This is a genomic window from Streptomyces sp. NPDC005791 (assembly GCF_042871485.1).
Taxonomy (GTDB): Bacteria; Actinomycetota; Actinomycetes; order Streptomycetales; family Streptomycetaceae; genus Streptomyces.
This window is the reverse complement of record NZ_JBIAIP010000016.1, coordinates 76,660-95,346: the sequence shown is the minus strand read 5'-3', so window position 1 is coordinate 95,346 and position 18,687 is coordinate 76,660. Positions and strand designations below refer to the sequence as shown.

General features: G+C 71.7%; 14 protein-coding genes and 2 pseudogenes. 9 read left to right on the top strand and 7 right to left on the bottom strand.

Features of this window, described 5'->3' with window-relative positions; genetic code table 11:
- Positions 1–2 precede the first annotated feature (2 nt).
- A complete protein-coding gene (locus ACFYSH_RS27730; RefSeq protein WP_359473450.1) occupies positions 3–653 on the top strand; it encodes a response regulator transcription factor in 651 nt (216 codons plus the stop codon).
- Between the two features lie 130 nt (positions 654–783).
- Positions 784–1,941 (top strand): ROK family protein, encoded by a 1,158-nt coding sequence (locus tag ACFYSH_RS27725; RefSeq protein ID WP_388756079.1) that lies wholly within the window; start codon positions 784–786, stop codon positions 1,939–1,941.
- A gap of 120 nt (positions 1,942–2,061) precedes the next feature.
- Here the strand turns inward: ACFYSH_RS27725 and ACFYSH_RS27720 are convergent, their stop codons facing one another.
- Both ACFYSH_RS27720 and ACFYSH_RS27715 read right to left on the bottom strand, forming a co-directional pair.
- Positions 2,062–2,829, bottom strand: coding sequence for a GntR family transcriptional regulator (locus tag ACFYSH_RS27720; RefSeq protein ID WP_359473444.1), 768 nt, complete (start codon positions 2,827–2,829; stop codon positions 2,062–2,064).
- 268 nt (positions 2,830–3,097) lie between these two features.
- Positions 3,098–3,985: an RNA polymerase sigma-70 factor gene (locus tag ACFYSH_RS27715; RefSeq protein ID WP_359473441.1), complete on the bottom strand. Its 888-nt coding sequence runs from the start codon at positions 3,983–3,985 to the stop codon at positions 3,098–3,100.
- 144 nt (positions 3,986–4,129) lie between these two features.
- Here ACFYSH_RS27715 and ACFYSH_RS27710 point away from each other — a divergent pair, with 144 nt between their 5' ends.
- The gene (locus ACFYSH_RS27710; protein WP_359473438.1) at positions 4,130–4,960 is read left to right on the top strand and encodes an alpha/beta fold hydrolase; all 831 of its coding nucleotides are present in this window, start codon (positions 4,130–4,132) and stop codon (positions 4,958–4,960) included.
- Between the two features lie 5 nt (positions 4,961–4,965).
- On the opposite strand, the pseudogene ACFYSH_RS27705 reads toward ACFYSH_RS27710, so the two are convergent.
- Positions 4,966–5,482, bottom strand: a pseudogene (locus tag ACFYSH_RS27705) (EamA family transporter); the annotation flags it as partial.
- Between the two features lie 314 nt (positions 5,483–5,796).
- Here ACFYSH_RS27705 and ACFYSH_RS27700 point away from each other — a divergent pair.
- Together ACFYSH_RS27700 and ACFYSH_RS27695 are read left to right on the top strand one after the other, a co-directional pair.
- Complete coding sequence (locus tag ACFYSH_RS27700) at positions 5,797–7,377, top strand: alkaline phosphatase D family protein (protein ID WP_388756076.1); 1,581 nt, start codon at positions 5,797–5,799, stop codon at positions 7,375–7,377.
- Positions 7,378–7,474: 97 nt separating this feature from the next.
- Positions 7,475–8,881, top strand: a pseudogene (locus ACFYSH_RS27695) (GNAT family N-acetyltransferase); the annotation flags it as partial.
- Here ACFYSH_RS27695 and ACFYSH_RS27690 read toward each other — a convergent pair.
- Positions 8,802–10,076, bottom strand: coding sequence for a PLP-dependent transferase (locus ACFYSH_RS27690; protein ID WP_359473433.1), 1,275 nt, complete (start codon positions 10,074–10,076; stop codon positions 8,802–8,804). The pseudogene ACFYSH_RS27695 and the gene ACFYSH_RS27690 overlap by 80 nt on opposite strands.
- 59 nt (positions 10,077–10,135) lie before the next feature.
- On the opposite strand from ACFYSH_RS27690, the gene ACFYSH_RS27685 reads away from it, so the two are divergent.
- The 3 genes from ACFYSH_RS27685 to ACFYSH_RS27675 all read left to right on the top strand — a co-directional run bounded on the left by ACFYSH_RS27685 (position 10,136) and on the right by ACFYSH_RS27675 (position 13,377).
- The gene (locus ACFYSH_RS27685; RefSeq protein ID WP_359473430.1) at positions 10,136–10,666 is read left to right on the top strand and encodes an Lrp/AsnC family transcriptional regulator; all 531 of its coding nucleotides are present in this window, start codon (positions 10,136–10,138) and stop codon (positions 10,664–10,666) included.
- A 69-nt stretch (positions 10,667–10,735) separates the two neighbouring features.
- Complete coding sequence (locus ACFYSH_RS27680; protein WP_359473427.1) at positions 10,736–12,421, top strand: DUF885 domain-containing protein; 1,686 nt, start codon at positions 10,736–10,738, stop codon at positions 12,419–12,421.
- A gap of 86 nt (positions 12,422–12,507) precedes the next feature.
- The gene (locus ACFYSH_RS27675) at positions 12,508–13,377 is read left to right on the top strand and encodes an ATP-grasp domain-containing protein (protein WP_359473424.1); all 870 of its coding nucleotides are present in this window, start codon (positions 12,508–12,510) and stop codon (positions 13,375–13,377) included.
- 15 nt (positions 13,378–13,392) lie between these two features.
- On the opposite strand, the gene ACFYSH_RS27670 is transcribed toward ACFYSH_RS27675, so the two are convergent.
- A complete protein-coding gene (locus tag ACFYSH_RS27670; protein ID WP_359473421.1) occupies positions 13,393–13,881 on the bottom strand; it encodes a rhodanese-like domain-containing protein in 489 nt (162 codons plus the stop codon).
- A 94-nt stretch (positions 13,882–13,975) separates the two neighbouring features.
- Here ACFYSH_RS27670 and ACFYSH_RS27665 point away from each other — a divergent pair, with 94 nt between their 5' ends.
- A complete protein-coding gene (locus tag ACFYSH_RS27665) occupies positions 13,976–14,422 on the top strand; it encodes an Lrp/AsnC family transcriptional regulator (protein ID WP_359473418.1) in 447 nt (148 codons plus the stop codon).
- On the opposite strand, the gene ACFYSH_RS27660 is transcribed toward ACFYSH_RS27665, so the two are convergent.
- Together ACFYSH_RS27660 and ACFYSH_RS27655 are read right to left on the bottom strand one after the other, a co-directional pair.
- Entirely contained in the window at positions 14,412–17,465 is a 3,054-nt protein-coding gene (locus ACFYSH_RS27660) for an AAA family ATPase (protein ID WP_388756070.1), read from the bottom strand. The two genes, ACFYSH_RS27665 and ACFYSH_RS27660, sit on opposite strands and share 11 nt — an antisense overlap.
- On the bottom strand, positions 17,462–18,628 hold the full coding sequence (locus ACFYSH_RS27655; RefSeq protein ID WP_359473412.1) for an exonuclease SbcCD subunit D: 1,167 nt from the start codon (positions 18,626–18,628) through the stop codon (positions 17,462–17,464). Before ACFYSH_RS27655 ends, ACFYSH_RS27660 begins: the two co-directional genes overlap by 4 nt.
- Positions 18,629–18,687: the final 59 nt, after the last annotated feature.

Below are 18,687 nucleotides of genomic sequence, written 5' to 3'. Positions count from 1 at the left end.
GGATGCCGGTTACCGTTCTTCTCGTCGATGACGAACCACTGGTGCGTGCGGGGCTGCGTGCGGTCCTGGAAGCACAGCCGGACATCGAAGTGGTGGGTGAGGCCGCCGACGGTGCGGCGGTGATCCCCCTGGTGGGTCGACTGCGGCCCGATGTCGTCGCTATGGATGTACGCATGCCCCTGATGGACGGCATCGAGGCCACCCGGGCGGTGCTGCGCACCGTCGCCGCTCCGCCGAAGGTCCTGGTGGTGACGACATTCGAGAACGATGAGTACGTCTACGAGGCACTGCGCGCGGGCGCCGCCGGGTTTCTGCTCAAGCGGGCCCGGCCCGCGGAGATCGTGCACGCGGTACGACTGGTCGCGGAGGGCGAGTCACTGCTGTTTCCCGCTGCTGTCCGGCAGCTCGCCGCGGAATACGGCACGAGCAAGGCGCGGGCCGCGATGGACCGGGCGGCGCTCACCGACCGTGAGGCGGCCGTACTCCGGCTCATGGCACGGGGCATGTCCAACACGGAGATCGCCGCCGAGCTCTTCGTAGGGGTGGAGACCGTGAAAACCCATGTCAGCGCGCTGCTGGCCAAGTTGGGCGCCCGGGACCGCACCCAGGCAGTGATCGCCGCCTACGAGTCGGGCTTCGTGGCACCGGGCTGAAACGGCGTCGCGCTCGGCTGGTGGCCGCTTCGGCAGTGGTTCCGGTTCCCTCTCTCCGGGTGCTGGTCGCCGCGGTCGGGGTCAGCGAGTACGATCCGGCAGACATGCGCACGACCTGGGAGGACACACGGTGGGCCGGCTGACCGGTGGGGACCCGTCTCTGCTGCGGAGAATCAATTCCGCGGTGGTGCTGCACGCCCTGCGAGGGGCTGACTCGCCCACGCTCACGGATCTGACCCGGATCACAGGCCTGTCGCGTCCCACGGTCGAAGGTGTCGTCGAGGGGCTCTTCGCGGCGGGCCTGGTGGTGGAGACTCTGCCGGACGACAGCGGGGCCAGGCGCCCGGGCCGTCCGGCCAGACGGTTCCGGTTCCGAGCCGAGGCCGGACATCTGCTGGGCGTCGAGATCGGTCCGCACCGGGTCTCCGCCCTGCTGTCCGGGCTGGACGGCAGGATCGTCGGCGCCGGCTCACGGGACGTATCCGAAACGGCGTGCGCGGATGACAGACTCGACCAGGTCAGAGGCATGATCGCGGATGTGCTGCGTCGCTCCGGGGTGCAGCGGAGCAGCTTGCGCGCGGTCGGTGTGGGCAGCCCGGGCATCGTGGAGGCCGACGGCACCGTGCGGCTGGGCACGGCGCTGCCGGACTGGACCGGGCTCGCGCTCGGCGAAAGGCTGCGGCGTTCCTTTCGTTGCCCCGTTCTGGTGGAGAACGACGCGAATGCCGCCGCGGTGGCCGAACACTGGAAAGGTGCGGCGACAGAGTCCGATGACATCGTCTTCGTACTCGCGGGCTTGAGCCCAGGTGCGGGTTCGCTGATCGGCGGACGGCTGCACCGCGGCTTCGGCGGTGCTGCCGGCGAGATCGGCGCACTGCATCTGCTGGGACGTGATGTCACACCGGAACATCTGCTCTCCACGACGGACACCCCGCTGGACCCTCTGGACGAGCAGGCCGTCGCCGCTGTGTTCGCCAAGGCCCGCGACGGCGATGCCGGCGCGCAGGCCGCCGTCGCACGGTTCATACAGCGGCTGGTGCACGATGTCGCGGCTCTGGTGCTGGCACTTGATCCGGAGCTCGTGGTGATCGGCGGGTGGGCCGCCGGCCTGGACGGTGTTCTGGATCCGCTCCGCGACGAGCTCGCCCGCTACTGTCTGCGTCCGCCTCGAGTGACGCTCTCACTCCTCGGGGAGGCAGCCGTCGCCACCGGCGCGCTGCGGCTGGCGCTCGACCGCGTGGAGGAGCAGCTCTTCGCCGTGGACGGGACGGCGACGGCCCGCCGCTGAGAGCGACGGGCCGGGGCGAGCAGCGGACTGCGTCACCGGAACGGAGAGTCTGGGGGGCAGGAAGCCGAGGGCGGGAACTCCGGGACGGGCACCGTCCGGAGGGCGGATCTCCCGAGGCCATCAGGAGGCTTTGCGCTCCTGCTCGTCGTGACTGATCTCCAGCGCGCCGGAGTCCCCGAAGGTGAGCCGGCAGGTATCGGCCCTGTAGGTGGCCACCGAGACAGCTGCCGTACCGGCGGCGGCGAGATACCGGGTGGTGACCACGAGGACCGGAGCACCCGGGAGCCGGTCGAGCTCCTTGGCGTCGTCCGCGCGGGCGGACCCGAGTTCGACCGAGCGGTCCTGGCCGTCGAGGTCGAGGCGGTGCAGTTCCCTCAGGACGCTGCGGGCCCGCGCAGGCCCGGAGGGTGCTTCTATGGCGGAGAGTTCGGGCACGGAAGACACAGGGACGTACAGGAGTTCCGCCGCGACGGCCTGTCCTTGGACGACGCGTGTGCGGCGCACCACGTGCAAGGGCTCTTCGGCGGGCGTGTCGAGCATGGCCGCGACTGCTGCGGGAGCGGTCGCCGTGGTGCATCCGAGGGCCTGCCAAGCCTCGTCCGTGTCACCGCCGGCCCAGCCGTGCTGTGCGGTGGCGACAGCCACTCCGAGGCGGGGCGGGGCGACCGTCGTGCCCACTCCGCGGCGTCGCTGCAGCCTCCCTTCGAGCTCGAGCTGCTCCAGCGCCTGACGGAGCGTCGCTCTGGCGACACCGAAGCGCGCCGCGAGGTCCCGCTCGTTGGGCAACACCTCTCCTACCGCGAAGTCCGAGTCCAGTGCCTCGCTGAGCACGCTCTTGAGGTGCCAGTACTTCGGCTCCTGCACCGATTCCAGCTGCGTGGTCCCCACCCTGTCCTCCGCATCCGCCCGGTGGCTCGTATTCCGCGACGTTATTTATTAAAGGTTCCTGCCTTATCGTTCAGACCTTAGGACGGCGAACCACCTTGGTCAAGACCAATCCTCGCCCCGTGACACAGCGGAACGGCCCACTGCCGCAGAGCGTTCACGGGACGTTCGTGAGGCGTCGACGTCAGGCAACACGAAGCCCCGCGGCCGCCGCTTCCCCTGCGGCGCGCGGGGCTCATCGGGCCGACGGTGCCCGGGCTTCGGCTCAGCGTCACCGATCCACCGGCACCCCCGCCAGTTTGTCCGGGTTGCGGATGACATAGACGCACCGGATGGCCCCGTCGCTGACGTCGGCCTGGAACACCGTGTCCACGACCCCGTCCGCGCTGAACACCAGAGCGGGACCGCCATTGAGCTCCAGGACCCGGACCCCCGTGCCGGTGGGCCAGTCCTGTCCCACCGCGATGAGGAAGCGGCCGACCTTGTCCGCGCTCTCCATGATCCGCCGCGGCGCCTTCGCCTTGCCTCCGCTGTCACTGACAAGGCGTACATCGGGTGCCAGCAGGGCGAGCAGTTGCTCCAGGTCCCCGCCCGAAGCGGCGGCAAGGAAGCGTTCGGTGAGATCGCGGCGCACCTCCGGATCCACGTCGTACCGCGGCTTACGCTCCTCCACATGACGCTTGGCGCGGCCGGCGAGCTGACGTACGGCCGCCTCGGAACGCTCGAGGGCGTCGGCGATCTCCGCGTACGGGAAGCCGAACGCCTCGCGCAGGACGAACACCGCACGCTCCAGCGGTGAGAGGGTCTCGAGGACGACGAGTACGGCGACGGACACGGAGTCGGCGAGCACCGCGCGCTCCGCGGAATCGGGGACTGCCTGGCCGAATGCGGTGACCACCGGTTCGGGCAGCCAGGGCCCCACGTACGCCTCGCGCCGGGACCGCAGGTGACGCAGCCGGTCGATGGCCAGACGCGTGGTGATGCGCACGAGGAAGGCCCTAGGCTCCCGCACGTCCTCACGCCCGGCCGACGACCAGCGCAGCCAGGCCTCCTGCACCACGTCCTCGGCGTCGGCGACCCGGCCGAGCATGCGGTAGGCGACCCCGGTGAGGAAGGGCCGGTGTTCTTCGAAGAGATCGGTCACGGTGTCGGCAGTCACTTTTCCATCCCAGCCGACGCGCCTCAGGGTGTCCAGCAGGAATCGCGCACACCCCTTGAACTACAAGCTACCGGTCGGTAATCATTACTGACGAGGCGTCTCGTTCCGCCTCCTCAGCCCGGTTCGTCCGTCCCGAGGAGAAGCATGGCCACCACGGTCTCGTTCACGGTCGACACTCCCGCCGGTCCTCACACGGTCGACGTGGCATATGAGCGCACCGGTACGGGTGACCCGTTGGTCCTGCTCCACGGCGTCGGCCATCACCGTCAGGCGTGGGACCCGGTCCTGGGCATCCTGGCGGCCGAGCGGGACGTCATCGCCGTGGACCTGCCTGGGTTCGGCGCCTCACCGGCGTTGCCCGACGGGCTCGCCTACGACCTGCGAAGCATGGTCCCGGTGCTCGGTTCGTTCTTCGAGAAGCTCGGTGTGACCCGGCCGCACATCGCCGGGAATTCCCTCGGGGGCCTGCTGGCCCTGGAGCTGGGCCGGGAAAAGCTCGTGCGTTCGGTGACGGCTCTGTCCCCCGCCGGGTTCTGGACGCCGGGTGAGCGCCGTTACGCCTTCGGCGTGCTGCGGGCGATGCGCGGAGCGGCTCTGGCGATGCCGATGCCGCTGATCGAGCGGCTGTCGCAGAGCCCGCCGGGCCGCACCGCGCTGACCAGCACCATCTACGCGTCCCCCGGCCGCCGTTCACCTGGTGCGGTCGTGTCGGAGACCGTTGCCCTGCGCGAGGCCACCGGTTTCCGCCAGACCCTCGAGGCCGGCCTGACCGTCGCGTTCACCGACGACGTACCGGACGTGCCGGTCAGTATCGCCTGGGGCAGCAAGGACCGTCTTCTTCTGCGCCGACAGGGTGTCAGGGCGAAGCGTGTGATCCCCGGGGCACGGCTCGTCCGGCTTCCCGCCTGCGGCCACGTCCCGATGAACGACGACCCTGCCGCCGTGGCGCGGGTGATCCTCGACACGAGCCGCTGACGCGCCGGCGCCGGCGCCGGCGCCGGCGCTGCAAGGTGCCAGGACGCCCGAACCCAGCGCTACTCCCAGGCCGACCAGCAGGCTCCTGACACCCTGACCCGCACCGTACGTCCCGGTGCCGACCAGCGGTGCGGTGAGCGCGGCCGATACGGGGATCAATCCGGACAAGAGTGTGGCGCGCTCGGCGCCGATCCGCTGCATACCGCTGTACCAGCACACGAAGCCGATGACGGTGACGACGACCGCCTGCCACAGCAGTGCGAGTGCCTCCGCCGGTGTGGGCACCCGCAGAAGCCCTCCCCCGTCGAGCACGAGCCCGAGCAGCACGGATTCCACGGCCGCGACGGCGCACACGGACGCCGACAGCAGCTTCGGCCCGAGGGGACGCAGCACCGGCACGGCGAGGACCGCGAAGCCGACCTCTCCGCCCAGCGCGCCCACCGAGAACAGCAGGCCCGCCAGGTCGGTCCGCCCCCAGCCCTGGACGGTGAACGCGCCGACCGCCACCAGACCCGCCACGTAGCGGTGCCGGGGGTGCTCGTCGGTTGCGCGCCCATCGTCGTCGGCGTCGTCGTACCCGCTCTGGAAGGGCGCCGCCCCACCCGGGCCGTGCTGGTGCTCGGCCACGCCCGTCTGGCGCCCGCTGCGGTCGAGCACGGCGTCCGGCTCCTGGCGGAGGGCGGTGGTGCCCCGGCGGACCGGTCGCAGGTCGGGACCGACCGGTTGTTCATCTGCGGTTGGCATGCCCGCCGCCGCCGCCGACTAGGTATGAGTCTGCAATCAGCCTGTCGGACCGCGCTGTTCCCACAGCCCCTCTCGCCCATGGAGGCGCATCGATGTCGAACCGTCCCCCCGCCCCGGCCCCGGGCCGCCGCACCGTGCTGCGCGGCTCGCTCCTCGCCTCGGCCGCGGTCGCCGTGCCCACGGCGATCACCACCGCGCCCGCGTTCGCCCTGTCGGGCCGGCCGAGCGCGTCGTGGGGCGTGCAGGTGGGCGATGTGACGGCGTCGTCCGCCCTGGTGTGGGTACGCGCCGACCGCCCTGCCCGGATGGTGGTGGAGACGTCCGCGACGGAATCCTTCCGTCGCGCCCGCACGTGGCGCGGCCCGCTGATAGGCGCCGGTACGGACTTCACCGGCACGACCCCGCTGTACGGCCTGCCGGCCGGCGAGCAGGTCCACTACCGGGTGACGCTCGCTGACCCGCACGACCCCCGCAGGACCGGCAAGCCGGTGTACGGGACCTTCCGCACAGCTCCGGCCCGCCGCCGCGACGGGGTGCGGTTCCTCTGGTCCGGCGACATCGCGGGGCAGGGCTGGGGCATCAACCCCGACATCGGCGGCTACCGGGTGTACGACGAGATGCGCCGCCTGGACCCGGACTTCTTCCTGTGCAGCGGTGACAACATCTACGCGGACGGGGTGATCGAGCCGAGCGTGACGCTGCCCGACGGGCGGGTCTGGCGCAACATCACGACCCCGGAGAAGTCGAAGGTCGCCGAAACCCTGGACGAGTACCGCGGGAACTTCCGGTACAACCTGCTCGACGACAACCTGCGGGCGTTCAACGCGCAGGTTCCGTCCATCATCCAGTGGGACGACCACGAGGTGCGCAACAACTGGTACCCGGGGCAGATCCTCGACGACGTCCGCTACACCGAGAAGGACGTGGACCGGCTCGCGGCGCGTTCGATGCGGGCGTTCCGTGAGTACTTCCCGGTACCGACGCTGCAGAGCTCGCCGGACGAGCGGCGCATGCACCGTGTGGTACGGCACGGTCCCCTGCTCGACGTGTTCGTGCTGGACATGCGGTCCTTCCGCAACGCCAACTCCCCCGGTCGGCAGCCCGACGACACCACGGGCATCCTCGGTGCCGAGCAGCTGAGCTGGCTCAAGGGCGAACTGTCGCGGTCGCGCGCGGTGTGGAAGGTGATCGCCGCCGACATGCCCCTGGGGCTGGTCGTCCCGGACGGAGCCACGGACATCGAGGCGGTCGCACAGGGCGACCCGGGCGCGCCGCTGGGGCGGGAGCTGCAGATCGCCGAGCTCCTGCGTCACATCAAGCACCGGCGCATCACCGGCACCGTCTGGCTGACGGCCGATGTGCACTACACCTCTGCCCAGCATTACGCCCCGGAGCGCGCGGCCTTCAAGGACTTCGCCCCGTTCTGGGAGTTCGTCTCGGGCCCGCTGGCCGCGGGCGGCTTCCCCGCCAACGCGCTGGACGGCACCTTCGGCCCGGAGCAGGTCTTCGTCCGGGCACCGGACCGCGCCAACGTCTCGCCCATGGAGTCGCCGCAGTACTTCGGGGAGGTCGACATCGACGGCGGCAGCGGGGAGCTGACCGTGCGCCTCCGGGCGCAGGGCGGCACGGTCCTGTTCAGCAAGGTGCTGCAGCCGGGACGCGCCGGGCAGTGACCCACGGAAAACGTGCTGAAGGTGACCAGATCCACACGTAACCCATCAGTCACAATGCGTTCGTGATCACGCAACACCGTTCGGTCACAGTAAAGGCATGACTGATGTGACATCCGCGAAGAGTGCCCGCCGTCCGCACCACTGGCGGCGGGACCTGATCGAACTGGCCGCGCTCTTCACGGCGGTCGCCGTGGCCGACGCGATCGCCAACCTGATCGGGCACCAGCCCGACGGCCCCTATCTGCTCGTCGCCTCGGCAGTGGCCCTGGTCGCCACGGCCGCCTTCCACACGTGGTGGGCACGGCGGCACAGCCACGCGCCGCCGCCGGACACCGATAGCGGCACCGGCCTCCCCTCGGCCGGCGCCGATGAGGCCACCGACGAGACCGGCGAAGGCACAACAGTGCTGTGGCGGATGCGGACGACCGTGAGGGATGCCCCAGGCACCCTCGCGGCCCTCTGCATCGCCCTTGCCCGTCACCGGATCGACATCCTCACCCTGCAGACGCACCCGCTGGCCCAGGGCACGGTCGACGAATTCCTGCTGCGGGCGCCCGCCGCACTGCCTGCCCAGCAGCTCACCCGGGAGGTAGCCGCCGCCGGCGGGTCCGCCACCTGGATCGAACGCGCGGACGCCCACGACCTGGTGGACACGCCCACCCGGGTCCTCGGCCTCGCCACCCGCACCGCTCTGGACGCGGCGGAGCTCCCGCTGGCCCTGCGCCAGCTCCTGGGCCGGTGCACCATCCACTCGCTGCCCGCCCTGTCGGTCACGGACCGCCCCACAGGGGAGAGCGCACCGGTGGAAGGTGTCCTGGAGGACACCGTGATGCGGCTCCGCGATCCGTCGGGCGGTGTCATCACCGTCGAGCGCCCCTATCTGCCCTTCACCCCGACCGAGTTCGCCCGTGCCCGGGCCCTGGTCGAGCTCGACGCACGGCTCGGCCCGCGCGTGCCGCGCAGCGAGGACGTCCTCACCCTGCCCGAGGGCGACGAGATCACCGTACGCCGCGCGGACCGCGGTGACCTCGACGCGGCCCTCGCCATGCACGGCCGCTGCTCCGAACAGACCCTCGGCCTGCGGTACCACGGCCCGGTGCGTGACGCGGACCGGTATCTGGACCACCTGCTGAGCCCGCGCTTCGGCCGCACGCTCGCCGTGCAGACGGCCTCCGGCCAGCTGGTCGCGCTGGGTCATCTGCTCTGGGACGGGGACGAGACCGAGGTCGCCCTCCTCGTCGAGGACGACTGGCAGCGCCGCGGCATCGGTTCCGAGCTGCTCGGCCGGCTGGTGGCCCTGGCCGTCGAGGCGGGTTGCGAGAGCGTGTACGCGGTGACGCAGGCGCACAACACCGGGATGGTGGCCGCCATGCGGGCGCTCTCGCTGCCTCTCGACTACCAGATCGAGGAAGGCACCCTGGTCGTCACCGCTCGACTGGCCGGGCCTCCTGCCCAGCGGTCCCAGCCGACAACCGAACCGGCGACCCGCTCGGGCGCTCCTTCGACACTGCGGCCGCTCCCCCGCCCCGAACAGGCGGAACAGCACTGAGCGCCTGACAGAGATCCGCCCAGAGGTCCTCGACGTCCTCGAGGCCGACCGACATGCGCAGCAGACGGTCATGGACGCCCGCGGCCCTCCGGTCTCCCTCACCCACGATGCGGTGGCTGATGGAGGCCGGATGCTGGATGAGCGTGTCCACGCTGCCGAGGCTCACGGCGGGCGTGATCAGCCGGACTCCCGCGATGATGCCGTGCGGATCCCCGAAGACCTCGAACGACACCATCGCGCCGCCCACCTCCGGATAGTGCACCCGCGCGACGCGGGGGTCGGCCGCGAGCCTGCGGGCCAGTTCCGCCGCGGCGGCGGACGCGGCCCGGACCCGTACCGGCAGCGTGGACAGCCCTCGCAGCAGCAGATAGCCGGCCATCGGATGCAGCACGCCTCCGGTGGCGAACCGCACCTGCCGCAGGGTCGCGGCGAACTCCTCGTCGCAGGCGACGACGCCGCCCATCACATCGCCGTGCCCGCCCAGGTACTTGGTGGCGCTGTGCAGCACGATCCGGGCACCGTGTTCGAGCGGCCGCTGCAGTACGGGCGTGGCGAAGGTGTTGTCGACCAGAAGCGGCACGGAGCCGCAGGAGTGCGCCACGGCGCGGATGTCGATCTCGGCCAGCGTCGGGTTGGCGGGCGTCTCGACCATCACCAGACCCGTGTCCGGGCGGATCGCTTCGGCGATGCCCGCCGGGTCCGTCCAGGTCACCTCGGTACCCAGCAGCCCGGCGCCCAGGAGGTGGTCGCTGCAGCCGTAGAGCGGACGCACCGCGACCACATGCCGCAGGCCGAGACTCGCGCGGGCCAGCAGGACGGCGGTCAGCGCCGCCATTCCGCTGGCGAAGGCGACCGCACTGTCTGCGCCTTCCAGCCGGGCCAGTGCTGTTTCGAAACGCGCCGTGGTCGGGTTGTCCAGCCGTGCGTACACGGGCGGGCCGTCGGGCCTGGCCCCGGTGGTGGCGAAGGCGTCGATACGCTCGGCCTCGCCCCGGGAGTCGTACGAGGGATAGGTGGTGGACAGGTCGATCGGCGCGGCATGCAGTCCGAGAGGGGCGAGATCGTCGCGTCCGGCGTGCACGGCTTCGGTGGCGAGCGCCCTGGACCGGAAGGAGGGCTGGGATATCAGCGAGGAGGCTTCGGTGTCCATGACACCAGCCTGAACATCAACCGGCCGATGGCGCCAGCATGCCGTGCTACGTTCGCCGAATGCCTGAATCCGTCGCTCTCGATCCGGTTGATCTGCACATTCTGCGCCTTCTGCAGAACGATGCGCGGACGACGTACCGGGAGCTGGCCGCCGAGGTCGGAGTGGCACCGTCCACCTGTCTGGACCGCGTGGCGCGACTGCGCCGGTCCGGTGTCATCCTCGGGCACCGGCTGCGGCTCGATCCGGCGCGGCTCGGCCGCGGCCTGGAGGCCCTCCTCCTGGTTCAGGTGCGGCCGCACCGCCGGGAGCTCATCGGTCCGTTCGTCGAACGGGTCAGGGCGCTTGCGGAGTCCCGGGCGTTCTTCCATCTCACCGGACCGGACGACTATCTCGTGCACGTGGCCGTCGCCGACCCGACGGATCTGCAACGCCTCGTGCTGGACGAGTTCACCTCGCGCCGCGAGGTGGCCCGCGTGGAGACCCGGCTCATCTTCCAGCAGTGGGAATGCGGCCCGCTGATGCCACCCGCGGCCGGCGCACGGAATCCGGCCGCCACCCCGGAGTCGGGCCCGGGCTCCTGCGCGCCATGAAGGATCTCCCTTCGGCCGAAGTCCCGTCCCCGCGTGACGTGGAGGCCCTCGCCGTACGAAGATGTCCACATGTCAGACACATCGAGCAGCGCTCTGCCGCGCCAGGTCGCCGACGCCTACGTCGACGCATACATCGAACTCGACCCGATCACCGGTACCTATCTCGGTGTCGCGGAAAGCTCCCGCCTGCTGCCCGATTTCTCACCCGCCGGTCAGGCCGCCATGGCCGACCTCGTACGCGCCACCCTGGTGCAACTCGACGCCGCGGAGCAGGTGCCGGGCGCGGACAGCGATGAGGAGAGGCGTTGCGCGCGGCTGTTGCGGGAACGCCTGACGGCCGAACTCGCCATCCACGACGCCGAGGAGGGGCTCCGGGCCGTTTCCAACATCCACTCCCCGGCCCACAGCCTCCGTGATGTGTTCGCGGCGACACCGACCGCGACGGACGAGGACTGGGCTGCGGTCGTGGACCGCCTGCGTGCGGTACCGGCCTCGCTGGAGGGGTATCGCGCCTCGCTCGCGCTCGGTCTGGAGCGCAAGCTGTACGGTGGCCCGCGTCCGACCGCCACGTTCATCGGCCAGCTGGGTACCTGGGCGGGCGAGAACGGCCCGGGATTCTTCCAGGAGTTCGTGACCGAGGGCCCCGGATCGCTGCGCACGGAGCTGGACGAGGCGGCCGGGCAGGCCACCGCTGCCCTGGTCTCGCTGCGTGACTGGATGAGGGAGGTGTACGCCCCCGCCGTCGAGGGCGCCCCCGACACCGTCGGCCGGGAGCGCTACGCCCGCTGGTCGCGCCAGTTCAACGGCACGGATCTGGATCTCGACGAGGCGTACGCGTACGGCTGGTCCGAATACCACCGGCTGCTGGCCGAGATGAAGACCGAGGCGGACAAGGTTCTGCCGGGCGCGGGCCCTTGGGAGGCGCTCGCCCACCTCGATGTGCACGGCAAGCACATCGAGGGCGTGGACGAGGTCCGCGTCTGGCTGCAGAGCCTGATGGACGAGGCCATCGAGGCGCTCGACGGCACTCACTTCGAACTCGCCGAGCGGGTCCGCAAGGTGGAGTCGCGGATCGCGCCCGCGGGGGGCGCCGCCGCTCCGTACTACACCGGGCCCTCGGAGGACTTCTCGCGACCCGGCCGCACGTGGCTCCCCACCATGGGTGAGACCCGCTTCCCCGTCTACGACCTGGTGTCGACCTGGTACCACGAGGGCGTGCCGGGCCACCACCTGCAGATCGCGCAGTGGACGCACGTCGCCGACAGCCTCTCGCGCTACCAGGCGTCGGTCGGCCAGGTCAGCGCCAACGCCGAGGGCTGGGCCCTGTACGCGGAGCGGCTCATGGACGAACTGGGCTTCCTGCCCGACGCGGAGCGCCGCCTCGGCTACCTGGACGCGCAGATGATGCGTGCCTGCCGGGTGATCGTCGACATCGGCATGCACCTGGAGCTGGAGATCCCCTCGGACTCACCGTTCCGTCCGGGTGAGCGGTGGACGCCCGCTCTGGCTCAGGAGTTCTTCGGCAGCCACAGCGGCCGGCCCGCCGACTTCGTGGAGAGCGAGCTGACCCGCTACCTGTCGATGCCGGGGCAGGCGATCGGTTACAAGCTGGGGGAGCGAGCCTGGCTGCTGGGCCGGGAGAACGCCCGGAAGGCCCACGGCGACGCGTTCGACCTCAAGGCCTGGCACATGGCGGCCCTGTCGCAGGGGTCGCTCGGCCTGGACGACCTGGTGGACGAGCTGTCCAAGCTCTGATCCAGGCGGGGCCGGGGGGCCGGACACGATCGTCCGGCCCCCGACCCCTTTCGCTCTTCCGCCGACGGCCCGAAGGACGCTTGCGTATGGCTCCGCCCGGTTTCCTGTTCTGCTGCGACCCGCTACGGCCGCGGCACCCCGATCCGCAGTTCGGCCGGGAGGCGGCTGCGGCCCGGCGCGCCGGTGCGCAGATCTCTCCGGTCGATCACGACGCGCTGCTGGCCGGGGACGTGGAGACCGCCGTCGCCCGGGTGGGGCGTGACTCGGGACCGTACTGGTACCGGGGCTGGATGATCCCGCCCGCCCGCTACGCGGAGTTGGGGCGCGCTCTCACCGCCCGTGGCTGCGCGTTGCTCACCGACGCCACGGCATACCGCACCGCCCATGAACTCCCGGGCTGGTACGAGGTGTTCACCGGTCTCACCCCCCGCAGCGTCTGGTGCTCCCTGTCCGCAGGAGAGGTCCTGCCGCATCCTTCCGTGTGGTCGGAGCTCGCCGGGGATCTCGGGCCCGGCCCCGGCATCGTCAAGGACTTCGTGAAGTCCCGCAAGCACGAGTGGCTGGAGGCGTGCTTCGTGCCGGAGCTGGGGGACGCGGGCCGGCTCGCCCGGGTCGTCGAGCGCTTCGTCGAACTGCAGGGGGAGTTCCTGGCCGGCGGTGTGGTCCTGCGCGCGTACGAGCCGTTCCTGCCGGGCGGCGAGGCACGCGTGTGGTGGGTGGACGGTGAGCCCGTGCACGTGACCGCCCACCCCGACACCCCCAACCAGGTGCCCTCACCCGAACTGGACGCCGTCGGTGAGGCCGTGCGCGCGCTCGGCTGCCGATGGGTGACCACCGACATGGCGCTACGGGAGGACGGGACGTGGCGGGTGGTGGAGGTCGGTGACGGGCAGGTCAGCGGCCTGCCCGCCGACGACGACGGGCGCCGCCTGTTCACCGCGCTCCTCGGCCCGTGAGCCGCCCGCGCCCGTTCAGCAGCCGCAGTCCTCTGCGCCCGCGGGCGCGGTGAGCGTATCGGCGGTGCGCCGCTGCGGTCCTTCCCAGCTCTCGAAGGCGAATCCCTCGCGTACCCAGTACTCGAACCCGCCGAGCATCACCTTGACCCGGTAACCGAGTTCGGCGAGCGCCAGAGCGGCTCGCGTCGCGCCGTCGCAGCCTGGGCCCCAGCAGTACGTGACCACGGGGACGGACGGGTCGAGGAGTCCGGGCGCCTGCTCCGCGATGATGGCGCTCGGCAGGTGTACAGCGCCGGGGACGTGCCCCTGGTCCCAGGACACTGCGGACCGGGAGTCCAGTACGACGAAGCCGGGGTCGCCGTCGGCTTCCAGGGCTGTGGCCACGTCGGAAACGTCCGTGTGAAAGGCGAGCGAGGCGCCGAAGTACGCGACGGCGGCGGCCGGGGAGGCGGGAGGCACCTGGAGGACGGAGTGGCCGTTGGCAGCGGTGTTCTGTGCGGTCATGACCGAAAATCTACGGTTGTCCCGCCCTCTCCGGAAGCGGTGATCCCCGGCACACCGTTTGATCTCCAGTGGATTTCCCTGTTGTCTGCCGTCCATGACCGAGTATTCCCCGGACGCCACGGACTGGCGCATCCTCGACGTCCTGCAACGTGACGGACGCGCGAGCTACGCCGACCTGGCCCGCGCAGTGGCGATGTCCCCGAGCGCCGTCACGGAGCGGGTCCGCCGTCTCGAAGAGGTGGGGGTGATCAGCGGGTACGCCGCCGTGGTGGACCCGGAGCGACTGGGGCTGCCGATCCTCGCCCTGGTACGGCTGCGCTACCCGAACGGCAACTACAAGCCGTTCCACGATCTGACGGGCACGACGCCCGAGATCATCGAGGCCCACCATGTGACCGGGGACGACTGCTTCGTCCTGAAGGTGACCGCCAGGTCGATGCGGCACCTGGAGGAGGTCACGGGAAGGATCGGCACCCTCGGCTCCGTGACCACCAGCATCGTGTACTCCTCGCCCCTGCCCCGTCGCCCGATCAGCCGCTGAGCGTGCCGCCCGCCCGGTGGACCACCGCCGATCCGTGCCGTTCCTTCACGACCTCCAGCTGGGCGGGGATCCGGCGCCGCAGGTCTGCCACGTGGCTGACGATGCCGACGCTGCGGTCGCGTTCGCGCAGCGAGTCCAGGACGTCGAGGACCTCGTCCAGCGTCTGGTCGTCGAGGCTGCCGAAGCCCTCGTCGATGAAGAGCGTGTCCAGTCGTACGCCGCCCGCCTCGTCCGTCACCACGTCGGCGAGGCCCAGGGCCAGCGCGAGCGAGGCGAAGAAGGTTTCTCCGCCGGACAGCGTGGCCGTGTCCCGCTCCCGGCCCGTCCATGAGTCGACGACATGCAGTCCGAGCCCCGCCCTGCGCGCGCCGCTGCGCTCATCGGAGTGGACCAGCGTGTAGCGGCCCGACGACATCCGTTGGAGGCGCACCGTCGCCGCGGCGGCCACCTGTTCGAGGCGAGCAGCCAGGACGTACGCCTCCAGGCGCATCTTGCGCTCGTTGTCCACGGAGGTGCCCGCGGTCAGACCGGCGAGACGGGCCACGCTCTCGTGCTCCTGCCGCAGTGGCCCCAAGGCGCGCACCTCGTCCTCGGCCCGGCGGGAGAGCCTGACCAGCTCCGCACTGCGCTCCTGCGCGGCGGCGTGCGCCGAGGCGCTGTCGCGCAGCGCCTTCGAGGCCAGGTCGTATGCCACCTGGGCCTCTTCCGGCTTGGCGGGCGCCCGGGCGGCGGCGGATCGGGCATCCTCCTCGGCCAGCCGGTCGGCGATCGTGGCGGCCTCCGTCTGCCAGGTGTCGATCCGGCGTTGCAGCTCCCGCTGCGCGGTGTCGCCGAGGAGCCTGGCGGCGGCGGCCTGCGGCGTGTCGAATCCGGCCCGGAAAGCGGCGTCGGCCAGCCTGCCGTCTGCTTCCTTGAGCCGCTCGGCCGCATCCTGTTCGGCGCGGAGCGCCTCCGCCGCGTCGGCCAGCAGCCCGGCACGCCGTTCCAGCAGCTCCGCGTGCTCGGCCACCGTGGCACAGGCACCCCGGGCCTTCAGCAACTCAGCCTGCAGTGCGTGTTGTTCGCGGTCGAGCGCCTCGCGGTGCGAGGTGCGGGCAGCCGCACGCCGCTCGGCCTGTTGCCGGTCGTCGAGCCGGCCGAGGTGCTCACGCTCCGCGGCGGCGAGGGCTTCCCGGGCCGCGTGTGTTCCCGCCGCCAGACGGTGCGCGTCCGTGTGATCCCGGGTCAGGCGGTCCACGACCGCCCGCAGTTCGGCCACGGACGCGGAGTCGCGGCGCGCCGGCCCGGTGGCATCGGTTCCGTCGTCCGGGGCCGCCGCCTGCGCCCGCGCCGCGGCAAGGCGTTCGCGCAGGACCCCGAGCTCGCTCTCGGCCTCCGCACGGGCCCGGTCGGCCCGCTGGTGGGCGGCGAGTGCCTCCTCCTCCGTGGCCCGGTCCACATGGCCGGCCTCCGCACGGGCCGGCTCGGGGTGCTCGTCCGAGCCGCACACCGTACAGGCCACACCGGCGACGAGCTGACCGGCCAGTTCCGCCGCGATGCCACGCAGCCGCTGTTCGCGTAGCGCCAGCCACCTCTCGTGCGCGTCCACCGCACGCTCGCGGGCTCTGGTCAGGGCCGCGGCCGTGGTCTCCTCCTGCGCACCGAGCGCGTCGCGCCGGCGTGCCGCCTCCAGCCTCCTGCGCGCGGGGTCGAGACGGCCTGCCAGCTGTTCCGCGCGGGTCGCGGCGTCCTGCGCCGTCTCCACGGCCTCCCTGAGGGTCCGGTGGGTGGTGTCCCAGCCGGCCAGCCATTCCGCCGCCTCCTGGATCAGCTCCTCGTCGGAGCAGGTCTGCCGTTCCAGGCCGTCCCGTTCGGCGTCGATCTCCCGGCTGCGCCGTTCGGCCCGCCGGGCGGCGTCGAGTGCGCCCAGCTCCACCCGCAGTCCGCGTTCCCTGTCGGCCAGCTGTTCGAAGCCCGCCTCGGCCAACTCGGCAGGCAGCCCGGCGCGGGACCGCTCAAGGGCCCCGACAGCCGCGCGGTGGGCCCGCTCGGCCTCGTCGCGGAGATCGAGCGCCGGGGCCACCAGATCCGCCTTGCGCGCCCGTGCCAGCTGTTCGTGGCAGCGGTCGCGTTCCGCGCGGCGGTCCTCCAGTCCCGCGGCACGGCGGCGGGTCTCCTCGTACCGCTGCTGCAGCCGGGCGAGTTCGCGCTCGGCCTCCAGTGCGTGGCCGGCCGCGGTAGTCCGCTCTTCCGCCTCGGTCAGGACGCACCGGGCGATGTCGAGCCGTTCACGCGCTCCGCTGCGCGCGGCGGCGGCCCACTGCAGGACCCCTTCGGCGAGACCGGGTTCACCGGGCCGTTCCTCGGGCAGCGGCGTCTCCTCCGCCGCGGGCCCGGCCGCCTGCGCGATGCGCTGGGCGAGAGCGAGGATCTGCTCGTCCCCTGCCCTGACCCTGGCTTCGGCCGCCCGTCGCAGCTCCGCCAGACGGTCCTCGACGGCCGCGAAACGGCGGGTGTCGAAGAGTCGGCCGAGCAGCTTGCCGCGTGCCTCGGCGTCGGCCCGCAGGAACCGCGCGAAGTCGCCCTGCGGCAGGAGCACCACTTGGCAGAACTGGTCGCGGCTCATCCCGAGGAGCCCGCCGATCTCCTCGCCGATCTCCTGGTGGGAGCGGCTGAGCGCCTTCCAGCCGTGCTCGGCGTCGTACTCGCGCAGCCAGCTCTGTGCCTTCTCGGTCGTGAAGCCGCCGCCCCTCTTCTTGGGGCGGGGCTGGGCGGGCCGCCTGGTCACTTCCAGGCGCCGCCCCCCGACTGTCAGCTCCAGGCGCACCTCGGTCGGCCGGTCCACCGGGGCGTGGTCGCTGCGCAGCGAGGTGCCGGGGCTCTGCCGGGCACCGGGCACCGCCCCGTACAGGCCGTAGCAGACGGCATCGAGAACGGAGGTCTTGCCCGCGCCGGTGGGGCCGTGCAGCAGGAATATCCCGGCCGTGGACAGGGCGTCGAAGTCGACTTCCTGGGTGGCGCCGAAGGGCCCGAACGCGGTCAGGGTGAGCTTGTGCAACCTCATCGGGACACCTCGTCGACTCCGTCGGCGACCCGTACGTCGTCGAAGGCCGCGCTCAGCACAGCCCGTTCCTGGGCGCTCGGGCCGCTTCCGCCGCGTACATGGGCCACGAAGTCCTCCGCCACCTGCTGGTCGTCACGTCCTTCGAGCCGCTGGGCGTACGACGCGAGGGGGTCCTGCGGGGCACGCTCGGGGTCGAAGACCAGGCTGAGGGTGTGCGGGAATCGCTCGACCAGGCGGGCCATCGGATCGTCGGGCCGCGCCGGATCGGTGAGGGTGGCTTCCACCCAGGATTCCCGGTGCCGCTCGAGGGCCGGGTCGTCGAGCAGCGTGCCGATGTGCCCGCGGAGCCGGGCGAGCGGGCGCGGCACCGGGCAGTCGACGCGTTCGGCGGTGAGTGCTCCGCCGGATCCGAGGTCGACCAGCCACATCGTCTTGCGGTGCGCGTGCTCGGAGAAGGAGTACGCGAGGGGTGAGCCCGAGTAACGCACGCGTTCCGTGACCGTCTGGCAGCCGTGCAGGTGACCGAGGGCCACGTAGTCCACTCCGTCGAAGACCCCGGCGGGGACGGCGGCGACACCTCCGACCGTGATGTCGCGCTCACTGTCGCTGGGGGCGCCGCCCGCCACGAACGCGTGGGCGAGCACCACGGACCGGGTGCCGTCCGGCCGGGCGGCCAGATCGGCCCGGACCCGGTCCATGGCCGCGGTGAGGACGGCTTCGTGCCCCGCCTTCGACGCGCCCAGGCTGTCCTTGACGAGGGCCGGTTCCAGGTAGGGCAGCCCGTAGAACGCCACGTCGCCCTGTGCGTCGTGCAGTACGACCGGGGTGGCGCAGTGGCCTGGATCGGTGCGCAGATGGATCCCGGCCCGCGCCATCAGTCCGGCGCCGACACCGAGCCTGCGGGCGGAGTCGTGGTTTCCCGAGATCATGACGGTGGGTACCCCGGCGGCGGCCAGTCTGTGCAGCGCGCCGTCGAACAGCTGGACGGCTGACAGCGGCGGTACGGCCCGGTCGTAGACGTCGCCCGCCACGACGACCACGTCGACGGCGTGTTCCCGTACCGTCGCGACGAGGTGGTCCAGGTAGGCGGCCTGGGCGTCGAGCATCGGGACCCGGTGGAAGGACCGCCCGAGGTGCCAGTCCGAGGTGTGCAGAATCCTCACGACGTCACTCCGACGGCTACGACCCGCATGTTCCACTTCCTCCGCCCCAGGACCGCACC

Bases quoted from the DNA above. Each gene is read 5' to 3' on its own strand.
- ACFYSH_RS27730 (WP_359473450.1), top strand. From the start codon at position 3: ATGCCGGTTACCGTTCTTCTCGTCGATGACGAACCACTGGTGCGTGCG.
- ACFYSH_RS27710 (WP_359473438.1), top strand. From the start codon at position 4,130: ATGGCCACCACGGTCTCGTTCACGGTCGACACTCCCGCCGGTCCTCAC.
- ACFYSH_RS27700 (WP_388756076.1), top strand. From the start codon at position 5,797: ATGTCGAACCGTCCCCCCGCCCCGGCCCCGGGCCGCCGCACCGTGCTG.
- ACFYSH_RS27690 (WP_359473433.1), bottom strand. From the start codon at position 10,076: ATGGACACCGAAGCCTCCTCGCTGATATCCCAGCCCTCCTTCCGGTCC.
- ACFYSH_RS27685 (WP_359473430.1), top strand. From the start codon at position 10,136: ATGCCTGAATCCGTCGCTCTCGATCCGGTTGATCTGCACATTCTGCGC.
- ACFYSH_RS27680 (WP_359473427.1), top strand. From the start codon at position 10,736: ATGTCAGACACATCGAGCAGCGCTCTGCCGCGCCAGGTCGCCGACGCC.
- ACFYSH_RS27675 (WP_359473424.1), top strand. From the start codon at position 12,508: ATGGCTCCGCCCGGTTTCCTGTTCTGCTGCGACCCGCTACGGCCGCGG.
- ACFYSH_RS27670 (WP_359473421.1), bottom strand. From the start codon at position 13,881: ATGACCGCACAGAACACCGCTGCCAACGGCCACTCCGTCCTCCAGGTG.
- ACFYSH_RS27665 (WP_359473418.1), top strand. From the start codon at position 13,976: ATGACCGAGTATTCCCCGGACGCCACGGACTGGCGCATCCTCGACGTC.
- ACFYSH_RS27660 (WP_388756070.1), bottom strand. From the start codon at position 17,465: ATGAGGTTGCACAAGCTCACCCTGACCGCGTTCGGGCCCTTCGGCGCC.